Below are 14,196 nucleotides of genomic sequence, written 5' to 3' on the forward strand. Positions count from 1 at the left end.
TTGCCGCCACCCCGCCCCGTCCCGTCCCAGTACCGCTGCAACACGCCGCTTGGTGGTTTCGGCTCGTAGGGCAGCGTTCTCGGCTTCAAAGCGGGCGAGTTTCCGCTCGACGGTCTCCGATTCGCTGCCAGGGCTGGGCTGTTGGGTGTAGGGCCGTAAGAGCCCACCGTCTCGCCCCCATGGTCGACGAACCCGCGATGCCGTGTAGACCTTCGGTGCGCATCAGGCGCTCGACGGTGCACCGGGCCGCCCGGGTTCCTTGTCGCTGCAGCTCCGCATGGACCTTGCGGGCGCCGTTGACGGCGTGGCGCGCGAGCAACTGTCCGTGCCGAGTTCGATCGGGTCGCCGAGCTCTACGACCACGGCCGCGCCGCCGCGTGCCGATGGCTCGCCGCCTGCGACGCCCCAGAACTCGACCACCGGGCACCGATCGCCGGGCGCCACCCGGTACTACCCTCGCAACTGTCGGTGCAGCTGACCGCGCTGGTGGCCGAGAGCCCGACCGGCCGGCATACCCTCGCGCTGCTGCCCGGCGCCCAGCACGGCTTCACCCTGCATGGTTATCGCCTCGCGCTGCCACCGCAGCTTCCCCACATGGTCGGTCCGGGGCTGACCACCGACCCGTTCACCTCCGAGACCGCCACCCGGATCCGGGAACGGATCGCCCATCCCGTCCGTGCCGGTGCACTCGCTACCGTCTCGATCACCGGCCTCGGCTACGGCACCCTGGTCTCGATACCGCTGACCGCACTCAGCGACCGCGCCGATGTCCTGGTGCTCGAATCCCGCCGCCGCGCCGAACTCGGCGCGTATGCCGTCCCCGTCCCGACGCGTCCGTTGCTGGGCGCCGCCCGCACCTTTCAGGCTGTGCGTGGCGCGGAGCCGCACCATGCGTTGTTCCGCGGCGGCCTCGGCGGCCAGGGCCACTTTGTGCGGGAATCCGCCGAGGCCTGCGGGTTGACACTCCCGCCGCGGCATCGGTGGGACGCGCAGTGACTGTCCACAGTCACGGCGCACCCGTACGACGGCCCTGATCGGTGATAGCCGCCCGAGAAAACCCGTCGTCATCGTACTCAGCGGCGGACGTGGTAGCTCAGATCGGCCGAGAGAGGGCGTTCCACGACCACGTTCACGAACCACTCTCGGCCGGGGTTCCCTCGGGGCACATACCCCCAGCTCAGCGACGGAACATTGCCCGGATCCTGTTGACATTTCGTGCGGCCTACCGCTGACACCGTGTGATGTTTCCGCAGGTCACTCGCTGACAATTTCGTGCGGCCCCTCAGCTCAGTTCGATCCATTGGGAAGGCTGGAGTCGCCCCATACCGTTGCGAGCCAGATGGAACTCACGGTGTCGAGCATGCGCTGTGTCTGTTGTTCGCTGCACTTGTCAAGCCGGTCTTTGTAGAACATGTGCAGGGTCATTTCGAGCAGTGTGGAGACCAGTCGGGATAGGTCGGTCGAGACCGGTCGTGCCAGGCCGGTCTCGATATCCGTCCGGATCTGGTCTATGAGAATTCGGGCGAGCCGTTCGTTCCACACCCGCCACATCGAAGCGATCTGTTCGTCGAGTGGTATCGCTTGGATGGAGGCAATCAGGACTGCGTCGTGCGCGTGCCAGACTTCCACGGTCGCCGAGGCGGTGCGTCGAACGAAATCGGCGGCGGTTTCGTTCTTGGCGCGTGAGAACAGATGAACTCGATCCATCAGTTCGGACCAGATCTCCGAGGTCACTACCGCCAGCGCCGTGTATTTGGATTCGAAGTAAAAGTAATAGCCGGAGCGGCGAACACCCGCAGCCGATGCGATCTCTCCGACTGTCAAGTCCCCGATAGGTCTGGTCACGAGTAGTTCCGCGAGGCTGTCTAGGATGGCCTGACGTTGACGCTCCCCCTTGCTAGGAGCGCGGCGGTCACCGACGAGCGCGACGTCGTCGCTGTGTGCGCTGGCTCGACTACTCGACATGGTGTCAATTCTACCGAGAGTCGTGGTGTGGTGTGTCCCGAGGGCACCTTCATGCGCGACTCACCCCGTTCGGCGTGCTCTGGGAACAACCCTGCAATGGCAGCTATGCACCAGGCCTTGTGACAAGTCGTCCTCGGACTGCGCCGGACTGCAGACGTGCCAGAGCAGCAGGGAGATCCCCGAAGTCGACCTCCTCGAGCACCGGCGCCAGATGTCCCTCGGCGATAAGAGCCAGGACGGCTTCGAGTTCACCGATGCTGGCACCGATCGAACCGCGCAACTGAATGTTCTTCGTGACGAGTTGATGGGTGGCGATGGTGGCTTCCGGTGCGCCGAGGCCGACGAGAACCACGCGCCCACCGGGTTTGATGACGGTCACAGCGTCTGCGGTGGTGGTCCCGACTCCTGCGAAATCGATCACCGCATCCAACGCCACCGGCACATCGTCAAGGGCAGTGAAGCACTCCACGGCCCCTTGGGCACGAGCGTCGCCGAATACTGTCTGGTCGACGTCGATTCCGTAGACGGTGGCCTGCTGGAGAGCGGCGATCCGCACCCCATTGAGGCCGAGTCCGCCGAGTCCGACGATGGCCACGGTCATGCCGATTTCGATGGCGGCTTCGGTGACAACCGCGTGGTAAGCGGTGGCGACGGAGTCCGTCGCCACCGCGGCCTGGACGAAGGACACCCCAGCGGGGATCGGCACGAGGTTGGCGACGGGGGCAAGCGCCTGTCGGGCATATCCCCCGTCGAAGCCCAATCCGATGGCGTTGGCAAAGTCCGCGTGTTCGATCGGGTGAGAGATCAGCGCAACCGCGACACGATCTCCAATCTCTACCTCGGTCACGTCCGGTCCACGGCCACGGACGGTTCCGGCGACCTCGTGACCGAGGACGATCGGGCGTTTGCGGAGCCAATCATCGCCGTGTCCGTTGACGATGTGGACATCGGACTGGCACATTCCGGCGGCTTCGACGTCGAGCAGGACCTGGCCGGGTCCGGGATGGGGAGCGTCGATGTCGACAAGTTCCAGACCGGTATCTGGGGAGTTGAATTGGTATGCCTTCACAGCGTGATCCGTTCGGGTGTGGGGAGGTGACTCCATGCCGGCCAAGCGGTTGGCCGGCATGGAGGGGTTAGGCGCTGTCAGCGCCTAACGCAGCGCTAGGCGGCCTGGCCTGACCGGATGGGGGGCCCATGCGACCAGGGCGCTTCGACTTCATGGTTCGGCGTCCGTAGCGCTGTCTCGGTCAGCCGAACTTGGTGTTGTCCATGGTGTCGAACAGGTTCTTGGTGTCGAACACTTCGTGCACCTTGGTGATCTTGCCGTCCGCAGCTTCGATGGTGATCGAGTAGTCGTTGCGATACTGCTGTCTCCACCGGGTGATGGCGTTCATGGTGAAGACCATGGTGGCGTGGGTGTCGGTACCGAACGCTGCGATGATCTCCAGGGACATCTTCTCGGGGTTGTAGAACTCGGCTGCGGCATGAGCGGGCACTCCCAGACTGCATCGTCGGCCCACATTGCGATCCACTATTCACGTTCGGCGCCTCACGGGCGGTCCGCCCCTTCGAAAGCGCCGAGGAACTACTCCATCAACTGCATCGTGTCCTTACTCGTGCTCACAGAGAACCTCCGACGCTCGTACCGAAATGAACGTGCTGACCCAACGAGCGAGCCTGAGAACAATCGAGAAGGAGCTCGGCGCGACCGGCTCGGTAGATTGCACCGAGTCGGTAGTACAAAGGTGATGCTTGTGTGCTCCTACTCACCCGGAAGGAGTACCGGTTTGACGATTTCTCCTGCGAGGGCCCGTTTTTCGGCGGTATTGATCTCCGAGAGGGGGAAGGTGGTGACGAGCCGGTCGAAGGGGAACTTGCCCGCCTGCCAAAGCGCGATCAGGGTGGGGATGAACGTGTGCGGGTTGACGTCCCCTTCCAGAATCCCGGTGAGAGTGCGGCCAGCGGTCAATGCGAGCGGTGCGATCGCCAGGTCACCCTGCTGGACCCCGACCATGCCCAGGATTCCGCGCAGTTGCAGGGCGTCGAGGGTTGCCGAGATGACGGGAGGCAGACCGGTGGTGTCCAGACCGTAGCGGACCCCAGCTGGAGCGACAGCCCGGATCTGATCGGTCAGATTGCCCGTGCCCGCCTCGAGGGTGTGGGTGGCGCCGAGCTCACGCGCGAGATCGAGTCGATCGGGGTTCAGATCTACCGCGATGATCGGATGAGCGCCGGCCACCTTCGCCGCCATGACTGCGGACAATCCGACGGCGCCGGTGCCCACGACGACGATGCCTTCGCCGGTGCGCACCTGCAGGGCTTCGAGGACGGCGCCGGCCCCGGTCTGCACTCCGCAGCCGAGAGGGCCGAGCAACTGCAGCGGAAGGTTTTTGTCGACCACCACGGCGTTCTTGGCATCGACGAGGGCGTGGGTGGCGAACGACGACTGGCCGAACCAGCGACCGGCCACCGCGGCACCATTAGTGTCGGTGAGCGGGGTAGTTCCGTCGAGAGCGTTCCCGGCGAGGTTGCGCGGCAGGAAGGTGTCGCAATAGGCGGGATGGGCGTCACGGCAGTTGGGGCAGGTGCCGCACGAGTCGAAGCTGAGCACCACATGGTCGCCCACCGCGACGGTGCTCACTGCCGAGCCGACAGCCTCGACGACTCCGGCCCCCTCGTGGCCGAGCACGATCGGCGGGGTGCCGAAACCGGCGCCGGCACGGGGTAGGACATCGGTGTGACAGTGCCCGGCGCCGACGATCCGGACAAGGACCTGGTCCGGTGCCGGGTCGGCCAGTTCGAGTTCCTCGAGGGTGAACGGTGCGTCCTCGCCGCGGAGAACTGCTGCTTCGATTTTCATTACTGTTCTGCGTCTTTCGATTCGGTGACCGGCGTGTCGGTCAGGAAGATCGACTTGGTCTGTTGGTAGGCGGCCAAGCCCTCGGGGCCGAGTTCGCGGCCGAGCCCGCTGGCTTTGATGCCGCCGAACGGAGAGCAGAAGTCGAGGGCGTAGTTGTTGACGCCGATGCTCCCGGTCTGCACGCGGCGGGCGACGTCGATCCCGCGCTGTTGGTCACTGGTCCACACCGTGCCGCCAAGGCCGAAGTCCGAGTCGTTGGCGATGGCCACCGCCTCGTCGACGTCGGTGTACGGGATGACCGCCAGGACGGGTCCGAAGATCTCCTCGCGGGCGATGGTGTGAGAGTTGTCGACGTTATCGAAGATGGTCGGTTCGACGAACCAACCCGAGTCCACCCCTGCGGGGGTGCCACCGCCGGCGGTGATCCGCCCGCCGTCGGCGACGCCTCGACTGATGTAGTTCTGTACCCGCTGCTGCTGGTTCGCCGTGGCCAGGGGCCCGATCTGAGTGGTCACGTCGAGCGCGTTACCGACGTTCAGCGAGCGCGCGAAGTCGGTCAGGATGTCGACGGTTTCCGAGTACCTGCTGCGGGGTGCGAGGACGCGGGTGCCGAGGTAGCAGGTCTGCCCGTTGTTCATCAGCGTGGCGGCGAAGAACTGTTCGAGCAGCGAGGGCAGGTCGGCGTCGTCGAGGACGATCGAGGCGGACTTGCCGCCGAGTTCGAGGGTGACGGGGCGGATCAATCGTCCGCACACCTCCCCGATTGCTCGTCCGGCGGCGGTCGAGCCAGTGAAGGCGACCTTATCGACTCCGGGATGGGCAACGAGGTGGGCGCCGACATCGCGGCCGCCGGGGACGATGTTGATCACGCCGGCGGGGATCTCGGAGGCAGCGATCGCCTCGGCGAGGACGTAGGAGTCCAGGACGGTTTCCGGGGACGGTTTGATCACGACGGTGCATCCCGCGGCCAGAAGCGGCGCGAGTTTGAAAAAGGTCAGCGTTTGCGGGAAGTTCCACGGCACGATCGCCGCCACGACACCGATCGGTTCGCGGCGCACGATGGTGGTTCCTCCGGCGAACCCTGCACGGTGTTCCTCAACCGGCTGACCGGCAGCAAGATCGGCGTAATAGCGCAGCAGGGCGGCCGGGATAACCGACTCGGTGACTGAGGAGATCGAGATCGGCATGCCGTTCTGCGTGCTGACCGCCTGGGCGGTGGCGCCGGCGCGGGCATCGAGAGCGTCGGCGAGCGAATAGATCGCCTTGGCCCGCTGCTCCGGGCGCCATGACGACCACCATGAGTCGTCGAAGGCACGGCGGGCTGCAGCAACCGCGGCGTCTACATCGGCTTCGGCAGCCTCGGGGACGGTCGCCACCGCTCGGCCGGTACTGGCGTCGAGGATGTCGATGCGGCGTGGTGTCGAGGGGGCGGTCCAGTCCCCGTCGATGAAGAACCCGGTGGGTTCGGTGATCGTCATGACCTTCTCCTGAAGCATGGGTGAGGGATGAGATGAGTTGCGGGTTGAGCGTGGGGGCAAGGCCCCCCCGGAAATCCGGTCAGCTGTGCAGTGTGCTGCGTAAGAAGGCCGCAACTGCTTCCACGCCGCGTGCCTGGGCCTGAAGGCCGGGCATGGTCATGAAGCCGTGGAAGATGCCGTCCAGACGCAGGGATTGCACGGATGTTCCTGCCTTTGCGAGGAGGTCGGCGTAGTTCAGGCCGTCGTCACGGAGTGGGTCGTGGCCTGCGACGACGACGAGAGCGGGAGGAAGGCCGTCGAACGAGTCCGCATTCGCCGGGGTGGCGCGCGGGTCGGTTCGATCGTCGACGGACCTCAGGTACTGGTCCCAGAACCACACGGTGTCCTGAGCAGTGAGTACGGGCGCGTTCGCATTCTCGGTCCAGGATGCTCGCTCGACGGCGTACTCGGTGGCCGGGTACAGCAGAACCTGAGCTGCCAGCGGTGCGCTGTGGCCCCGGTCGAGGTGGGTGATGGCGGCGGAGATGTTACCGCCGGCGCTGTCTCCGCCGATCGCGATGCGGGTGGGATCGACACCCAACTCCGACCCCTGTGTCCGCAGCCAGGACAGTACGGCGACCGACTCGTCGATCGGCACAGGGAACTTATGCTCCGGCGCAAGTCGGTAGTCCACCGACAAAACCGCGATGCCCGCCTCGACGGCGACGGTGCGGCACAGGTGGTCGACACCCCCGTCGAGGGTACCGAAAGTCCAACCGCCGCCGTGGATGTAGAGCAGGATCGGCAGGGGCTGGTCGGACTCGGGGCGATACAGACGCACGGGAATCTCGCCGTGAGGACCGGAGACCCGATGGTCGGCGACAGTATGCAACGCCGGTCCCGCCGGTATCTGGGCGTCGCTTTGACGGCCGAACTCCCGTACGCCTGCGACGCCGAGCCCGGACAGTCCACCGGGCAGCGCCACGGCGAGCTGGTCCGCGACGACCTGGGCGTCCGGATCGAGAGCGGTCGTCTTTTCGTTGGTGGTCATGGCTGCCCTTCAGTGAGTGGTGGTGATGGACGGGGAGTTGAGGGTGAGACCAGCGAACGACCCGTCCTCCCACCAGCGGTCGATCATGTTCCAGAAGTCGATCTCGCTGATGTTGTGGACATCGTTGAAGAATCCGCGTGCGACATCGCCCTGGCCGTTGTAGTAGCCGGGCGTGCAGCCGGCGAAGTACGCCAAGCGCAGTTCCTCGGTGCGCTTGGTGGCCTCGACCCACTCGTCCTGGGCGGTTGGGTCGGGCTCGATGCTGGTGACGGCGTTCTTCTGGGCATGCGCGACGATGCGTGCCGCGTGCCGGGCCTTGCGGTCGAGCATGTAGGTGAAGTTCACGACGTAGGCGTTCTGGCTCAGGCCCAGCTCGACGAAGTTCGGAAACCCGTGGGAGAAGAAGCCGTGCAGCGTCTTGGCGCCGTCGGCGAAGCGCTCCCGCATCGACAACCCGTCTCTGCCGACGATGTCGTAGCCGTACCGCTCGGTCGAGGTACTGCCGGTCTCGAAGCCGGTGGCGAAGACGATGGCATCGACCTCGTAGTGCTGCCCGTCGACCACCAATCCGGTGGCCGTGATGCCGTCGACGCCAGTCGGTGCGGCAACCAAATGGACCGAGGACCGGTTGAATGCGTCGAGGTACTCGTCATTGAAGGCGGGACGCTTGCACACGAACCCGAACCACGGCTTGAGCTTGTCCGCCGTGGCGGGATCCTTCACCTCGGCGTCGATGCGCTGATGGATCTCGTACATCAATTGCATGTCCGCGATCTCGGCGAGTGCGATCTGGTCTTCGACCGGAAGATCGGTTGCCGGGACATCGATCAGGTGCTGGCCGGATAATGAAGGAAACAGGTGCGTCCAGATGTCGTCGACGAGGTTTTCGTCCTGGTGGTGGCCGTTGAGGAAACTGAGGAAGTTGTGATGACGGGCCTCCTGCCAGCCGGCCTCGAGGGACGCCGCCCACGCCGGATCGGTCGGTCGGTTGTCGCGCGGGCCAACGACGCTGGGCGTGCGTTGAATGACGAAGAGCTCCTTGGCGTCCTGTGCCAGGAAGGGAACGGCCTGGATGCCGGTGGCTCCGGTGCCGATGATCGCCACCCGCTTATCACGGAGCTTATCCAGGTCGCCGGCGGCGCTGCCGCCGGTGTAGTCGTAGTCCCACCGGCTGGTGTGGAAGATCTTGCCCTCGAACTCGTTGATTCCGGGCACTCGAGGAATCTGGGGCTTGTTCAACGGTCCGTTGGCACGCAGCACGAACTGCGCCCGCAGCACGTCGCCGCGGTCGGTGCGGATCTCCCACCGGTCGTCGGCTTCGACCCATTCGACCGAGGTGACATTGGTCTGGAACAGGGCGGTGCGGTACAGATCGAAGTGCCGGCCGATGCGCTGGGCATGCTCGAAGATCTCGGCGCCGTCGGCGTATCGCTTGCTCGGCACGTAGCCGGTTTCTTCGAGCAGCGGCAGGTACACATAGGACTCGACGTCGCACTGCACACCGGGGTAGCGGTTCCAGTACCACGTGCCGCCGAAATCGCCTCCCTGCTCGATGATCCGGAAGTCGGAGATCCCATTCTGAGTCAGATGTGCGCCGGCGAGCAGACCACCGAAGCCGCCGCCGAGGACAGCGACCTCGAGCTCTTCGGTGATCGGCTCCCGCTCGAAGGGCGCGGACCAGGGATCACTGCTGTCGAGTTCGAGGACATCCGATAAGCCCTGGAACTGGCCGAGTGTTTCGCGCTTGAGTCGGGCGGTGCGTTCGCGCGCGTACCGTTCTCGGATCTGTGCCGGGTCGAAGTCCACGGCAACCGGTGTTCCGGAGACGGGCAGTTTCACGGTCATGTCGGGGTCCTTTGTTCGGGGAAGTCATGGGGCTCGTCGACGTCCGAGCGGCGGAAATATGCGGGTCGGGGGGGTGGGATGTGGGGAATTCCGGCCCGGTCAGCAGGACCGGCAACTCGGGCTGGCGACCGCTGTTCTCGGTCCGGCCCCTTTGCGGGGTACTTCCGGCCACATCGGCTACATATTTGACAGGTTGTCTTTTTCTAAGAACACTGTGTCATATTGAGTCGTGGATCACAAGAGGGAGATCGGAAGCGATGATCATCGCAGTATCGAATCAGCACCGCGCTCTTGGATGTGTCCCACCACGACACATCGATGAAGCACGTTCACGGCCTACCGGCCGGCGCGCACCTCACAACACCAAACTTTCGTCAATCACCTGTCGCGCAAGGAATTTGCAGCATGCACTCATCTCCCCCGCACGAGCCCCCGCCCCCGGATAACCGATGGACCAGGCGCTAACCCTCGCGTGGTCCACCTACCCCAGGCATCGTCGCCGACGTTCCGGCCCAGACCGGACAGAAGGCAGAAGCTCAGATCCTTCGTTTCCGTTCCACCCACGCAGCTCGGATCCGACCGGGCAGCTCGCCCACCGAGGAGTAGCCATGTATCCCGGCGTGTATGCCGCGACCACCCCCACCAAGCCGGCCGTCATCATGGCCCCCACCGGAGAGACAGTCACCTATGAAGAACTCGAGCACCGTTCCGCCCAGATCGCGCATTACTTCCGCAGTCTTGGACTGCGGCGAGGTGACCATATTGCGCTTGTTTCCACCAACGAAGCGCGGATTTTCGATATCTACTGGGCAGCGATGCGCAGTGGACTGTTCATCACGGTTGTCAACACTCACCTGACCGCAGCCGAGGTCGCATACATCGTCGACGACTGCAACGCCGATCTGTTGATCGTCTCGGCCTCTCTGGCCGACCTCGCCACCGACGAACGGCTAATTCGGGAGACCCCGCGGGTACGGCACCGAGTGGTCTTCGGGGGCACCGCTACCGGACACACCCCGCTCGACGAAGTCGTCTGCGGCATGCCGACAACGGCACCGGCAGATCAACCCCGCGGCGCCGACATGCTCTACTCCTCCGGCACCACGGGTCGACCGAAAGGCATCGTCCCGATCTTGCCCGATCGGCAGGTCCACGAACCGGGCGACACCCTTACCGCACTGGCCGCCGGCCGATGGGCCATCGACGCCGACAGCGTGTACCTGTCGCCGGCTCCGCTCTACCATGCAGCACCGCTGCGCACCTGTGCCGCGGTACAGGCACTGGGCGGCACCGTCGTGGTCATGGACCGCTTCGATGCAGAGACCGCGCTTCGGAACATCCAGGACTTCAAGGTCACGCACAGTCAATGGGTGCCCACGATGTTCGTGCGGATGCTCAAGCTTCCCAACGAGATGCGCCTTTCCTATGACGTCTCGTCGATGCAGGTCGCGATCCATGCCGCCGCGCCGTGCCCGATCCAGGTCAAGCAGTCCATGATCGATTGGTGGGGTCCGATCCTGGTCGAGTACTACTCCTCGACAGAAATGAACGGAATGACCCTGATTACCTCCGAAGAATGGCTCCGCAAGCCTGGTTCCGTGGGGCGCGACGGAGTGCTCGGCATCGTTCACATCTGCGCCGACGACGGCACCGAACTGCCACCGGGACAGAACGGTGTGGTCTATTTCGAGCGCGACGAACTGCCGTTCAACTACCACAACGACCCGGACAAGACCCGCAAGGCCCAGCACCCGCACCATCCGAACTGGACCACCACCGGGGACATGGGTTACCTCGACGAGGACCGCTACCTCTACCTGACCGACCGCCAATCGTTCATGATCATCTCCGGCGGCGTGAACATCTATCCGCAAGAAATCGAGAACTGCCTGACCATGCACCCGGGGGTGCTCGATATCGCCGTCATTGGCGAATCCCATCCGGAAATGGGGGAATCGGTTGTAGCTCTCGTGCAACCCACCCCGGAGGCCAGCCGCGACCTCGAAGGCACAGAAGTTGCCCTGCGCGAACACGCTCAGGAACACCTCGCCGGCTACAAGCGGCCTCGCCGGTATGCCTTCGTCGAGCAATTGCCCCGCACTCCCACCGGAAAGCTCGCCAAACATCGCATCACGCTCGCCTGACACGCAATTCCCCGAGGAGAAGCCGCCATGACCACACTTGCCTACGCCCAAGGCCTCACTGTCCCCGCTCTGCTCCACGAAACGATCGGCGCGAACCTCGCCCGCACCGTGATGTCCTACCCCGACCACGAGGCACTGGTGGAAGTCACCACAGGCCGCCGCTGGACGTACAGCGAGTTCGAATCGGACGTACATCGACTCGCCACCGGACTGACCGAACTCGGCATCCGCCCGGGTGACCGTGTCGGTATCTGGTCACCGAACACCGCCGAGTGGACCCTCGTGCAGTACGCCACCGCGCACATCGGCGCGATCCTGGTCACCATCAATCCCGCGTACCGAGTCGACGAACTCGAATACGTCCTCAATCAGGCCGGCATCCGCACAGTGGTCGCCGCACCTGCTTTCAAGACCTCCGACTATGTCGCGATGCTCGACGCCGTACGCGACAATTGCCCGGACCTTCACGAGGTGATCGTCATCGGCACCGAGTCCTGGACAGCTCTCGCGACAACCACCGCCTCCCCGCCTGTACTCGACAAGATCGCCCGCCGCCTGCTCCCCGACGACCCGATCAACATCCAATACACCTCGGGTACCACAGGTTTCCCCAAGGGCGCCACCTTGACCCACACCAACATCCTCAACAATGGCTACTTCGTCGGGGAAAACCTCCAGTACACCGAAAACGACCGAGTTTGTATCCCGGTGCCCTTCTACCACTGCTTCGGCATGGTCATGGGCAACCTCGCCTGCACCACGCACGGCGCTACCATGGTCATCCCTGCACCGGGCTTCGATTCGGCCGCGACCTTGCATGCCGTCTCGGTGGAGCGCTGCACGTCCCTCTACGGGGTGCCGACGATGTTCATCGCCGAACTCGCACTCGACAACCTCGACTCTTTCGACCTGACCAGTCTGCGCACCGGCATCATGGCGGGATCCCCCTGCCCCGAATCGATCATGCGGCAGGTCATCGAGAAGATGAACATGCGCGATGTGGCTATTTGCTACGGAATGACCGAAACCTCACCGGTTTCGACGCAAACCACCGCCGCCGACACCTTCGAGCAGCGGGTGGGGACGGTCGGCCGCGTCGCTCCGCACCTCGAGATCAAAATCGTCGACCCCGCCACCGGTGAAACGGTCCCCCGGGGCACCGCGGGAGAATTGTGCACCCGAGGCTACAGCGTCATGGCCGGCTACTGGAACGATCCCGAAAAAACCTCGGAAGCAATTGATTCCGATTCCTGGATGCATACCGGTGATATCGCCATCATGGACGACGGCGGTTACGTCCAGATCACGGGCCGCATCAAAGACATGGTGATCCGCGGCGGCGAAAATATCTATCCCCGCGAAATCGAAGAGTTTCTCTACACTCACCCCGACATTCTCGACGCTCAAGTCGTCGGAGTTCCGGACGAGAAGTACGGGGAAGAACTCATGGCGTGGCTACGCATCAAGGACGGCGCACGCCACCCTACTGCCTCCGATATCCGTGAGTTCTGCACCGGGAAGATCGCCCACTACAAGATCCCCCGATACGTCCGAGTCGTCGATGAATTTCCGATGACCGTCACCGGCAAGATCCGCAAAGTCGAACTGCGTGAACTCGCCACCGCGCAACTCGCGAACCCGTAGCCGACGAAAACGCGGCGTGACCGCCATTACCCACTACTACGGACGCCCGGAATTGCTGGGTCACTACACTGGAAAGAGAGCCTATGCGTACCATGAAGTCCGGACGAATCGACTTCGGCACCAAGGAGTTTGCGGTCCGTGAAGTCCCAGTTCCCGAGCCCGGTCCAGGTGAGGTCCGGATCAAGGTCGGCGCCGCTGGGGTATGCCTTTCCGACGTCCACTTGATCAGTGGACTGGTCAGCCCGCTGCGCAATGCCACCGCCGTCCGCACTCTCGGTCACGAAGTAGCCGGCACCGTGGAGGCTCTGGGCTCCCACGTCGAACAGTGGAAGGAGGGCGACCGGGTCACCCTCCAAGCGATCATCTCCAAGCCCTGGGGTGTCGACACAATGGGTGTCGACTACGACGGCGGCTGGGCGGAATACGTCGTCGTCCCGCAAGAGGTACTCGTCGCCATACCCGATACCCTCCCGTTCGACCAGGCCTGCATCATCCCGGACGCCGTCTCGACACCCTGGGCAGCGATATCGCATACAGCGAACACACAAGCCGGTGAAGCGGCAGCCGTGTGGGGTGTCGGCGGCCTCGGAATCCACGCCATTCAACTGCTGCGCATGATTGGCGCAGCCCCGGTCATCGCCGTCGACCCACTCGCCGCAGCGCGTACCAATGCACTGAACCGTGGAGCCGACGCGGCACTCGACCCCACAGCCCCGGACTTCACCGAACAACTTCGCGAGGTCAGCGGGGACCATGGACTCGACGTGGCCTTCAACTTTGCAGGCTTCCCTGGTGTCGACGAGCAGATCCTGCCCCTGCTCGCCCGCGGCGGGCGTCTGACCATCACTGGGCTGAGCGGCAGACCGTTCACCGTCGAAAACAGCGTCGCTCTCATCGCACACCAACACCGGATCCTCGGCCACTACGGATATCTGCCGCCACACGTCGAGCAACTCGTCAGACTCGTCGACTGGAAGCGACTCGACCTGTCCACTTCCATCTCCGCGCATCTTCCACTCGAGCAGGCCGCCGAGGCTGTCCGACGACTTGAAGACAAGGACGGTGACCCGATCAGGCTTGTCTTGATTCCCTAACGGCTCGCCTCCACAGACATCACAACGCGCAACGGGTTCGTACCTCCTGTATCGCTCACCGAAGGCGAGGTACACCATTTGCAGGCTTGACCCGTTCTTGCCGGTGACGGGAATGTGGACCCACAGCCAGCTT

Annotated in this window: 11 protein-coding genes and 1 pseudogene; 4 read left to right on the forward strand and 8 right to left on the reverse strand. The window is 64.2% G+C overall.

Annotated elements, in window-relative coordinates; genetic code table 11:
- Positions 1-196: 196 nt before the first annotated feature.
- Positions 197-301: pseudogene (locus GON09_RS28495) on the reverse strand (IS3 family transposase); the annotation flags it as partial.
- Between the two features lie 167 nt (positions 302-468).
- Between GON09_RS28495 and GON09_RS25260 the strand changes: the two are divergent.
- Positions 469-996 carry a hypothetical protein gene (locus tag GON09_RS25260; protein ID WP_213934753.1) on the forward strand — a complete coding sequence of 176 codons (528 nt, stop codon included), beginning with the start codon at positions 469-471 and terminating at the stop codon, positions 994-996.
- Positions 997-1,287: 291 nt separating this feature from the next.
- Here GON09_RS25260 and GON09_RS25265 read toward each other — a convergent pair whose 3' ends face one another.
- From GON09_RS25265 to GON09_RS25295, 7 genes are all read right to left on the reverse strand, one after another.
- Positions 1,288-1,965 carry a TetR/AcrR family transcriptional regulator gene (locus GON09_RS25265; RefSeq protein ID WP_213934754.1) on the reverse strand — a complete coding sequence of 226 codons (678 nt, stop codon included), beginning with the start codon at positions 1,963-1,965 and terminating at the stop codon, positions 1,288-1,290.
- A 103-nt stretch (positions 1,966-2,068) separates the two neighbouring features.
- Positions 2,069-3,034, reverse strand: coding sequence for a zinc-binding dehydrogenase (locus GON09_RS25270; RefSeq protein ID WP_213934755.1), 966 nt, complete (start codon positions 3,032-3,034; stop codon positions 2,069-2,071).
- Positions 3,035-3,215: 181 nt separating this feature from the next.
- A complete protein-coding gene (locus GON09_RS25275) occupies positions 3,216-3,464 on the reverse strand; it encodes a hypothetical protein (protein ID WP_213934756.1) in 249 nt (82 codons plus the stop codon).
- A gap of 266 nt (positions 3,465-3,730) precedes the next feature.
- Positions 3,731-4,828, reverse strand: coding sequence for an NAD(P)-dependent alcohol dehydrogenase (locus tag GON09_RS25280; RefSeq protein WP_213934757.1), 1,098 nt, complete (start codon positions 4,826-4,828; stop codon positions 3,731-3,733).
- Positions 4,828-6,306 (reverse strand): aldehyde dehydrogenase, encoded by a 1,479-nt coding sequence (locus tag GON09_RS25285; protein ID WP_213934758.1) that lies wholly within the window; start codon positions 6,304-6,306, stop codon positions 4,828-4,830. The genes GON09_RS25280 and GON09_RS25285 overlap by 1 nt, the downstream gene beginning before the upstream one ends.
- A gap of 79 nt (positions 6,307-6,385) precedes the next feature.
- On the reverse strand, positions 6,386-7,336 hold the full coding sequence (locus tag GON09_RS25290) for an alpha/beta hydrolase (RefSeq protein ID WP_213934759.1): 951 nt from the start codon (positions 7,334-7,336) through the stop codon (positions 6,386-6,388).
- 9 nt (positions 7,337-7,345) lie between these two features.
- A complete protein-coding gene (locus GON09_RS25295; RefSeq protein WP_213934760.1) occupies positions 7,346-9,181 on the reverse strand; it encodes a flavin-containing monooxygenase in 1,836 nt (611 codons plus the stop codon).
- A 608-nt stretch (positions 9,182-9,789) separates the two neighbouring features.
- Between GON09_RS25295 and GON09_RS25300 the strand changes: the two genes are divergently transcribed.
- The 3 genes from GON09_RS25300 (at position 9,790) to GON09_RS25310 (ending at position 14,063) form a co-directional block, all read left to right on the forward strand.
- Complete coding sequence (locus GON09_RS25300; RefSeq protein WP_213934761.1) at positions 9,790-11,325, forward strand: acyl-CoA synthetase; 1,536 nt, start codon at positions 9,790-9,792, stop codon at positions 11,323-11,325.
- Between the two features lie 27 nt (positions 11,326-11,352).
- On the forward strand, positions 11,353-12,969 hold the full coding sequence (locus GON09_RS25305) for an AMP-binding protein (protein ID WP_213934762.1): 1,617 nt from the start codon (positions 11,353-11,355) through the stop codon (positions 12,967-12,969).
- Positions 12,970-13,052: 83 nt separating this feature from the next.
- Positions 13,053-14,063 carry a zinc-binding dehydrogenase gene (locus tag GON09_RS25310; protein ID WP_213934763.1) on the forward strand — a complete coding sequence of 337 codons (1,011 nt, stop codon included), beginning with the start codon at positions 13,053-13,055 and terminating at the stop codon, positions 14,061-14,063.
- Positions 14,064-14,196 lie beyond the last annotated feature (133 nt).

Origin of the sequence: Rhodococcus sp. B50 (genome assembly GCF_013602415.1) — a bacterium.
Classification (GTDB): domain Bacteria; phylum Actinomycetota; class Actinomycetes; order Mycobacteriales; family Mycobacteriaceae; genus Rhodococcus.

Coding starts and splice junctions, on each gene's coding strand:
- GON09_RS25295 (WP_213934760.1), bottom strand. CDS start 9,181: ATGACCGTGAAACTGCCCGTCTCCGGAACACCGGTTGCCGTGGACTTC.
- GON09_RS25265 (WP_213934754.1), bottom strand. CDS start 1,965: ATGTCGAGTAGTCGAGCCAGCGCACACAGCGACGACGTCGCGCTCGTC.
- GON09_RS25305 (WP_213934762.1), top strand. CDS start 11,353: ATGACCACACTTGCCTACGCCCAAGGCCTCACTGTCCCCGCTCTGCTC.
- GON09_RS25300 (WP_213934761.1), top strand. CDS start 9,790: ATGTATCCCGGCGTGTATGCCGCGACCACCCCCACCAAGCCGGCCGTC.
- GON09_RS25280 (WP_213934757.1), bottom strand. CDS start 4,828: ATGAAAATCGAAGCAGCAGTTCTCCGCGGCGAGGACGCACCGTTCACC.
- GON09_RS25290 (WP_213934759.1), bottom strand. CDS start 7,336: ATGACCACCAACGAAAAGACGACCGCTCTCGATCCGGACGCCCAGGTC.
- GON09_RS25310 (WP_213934763.1), top strand. CDS start 13,053: ATGCGTACCATGAAGTCCGGACGAATCGACTTCGGCACCAAGGAGTTT.
- GON09_RS25285 (WP_213934758.1), bottom strand. CDS start 6,306: ATGACGATCACCGAACCCACCGGGTTCTTCATCGACGGGGACTGGACC.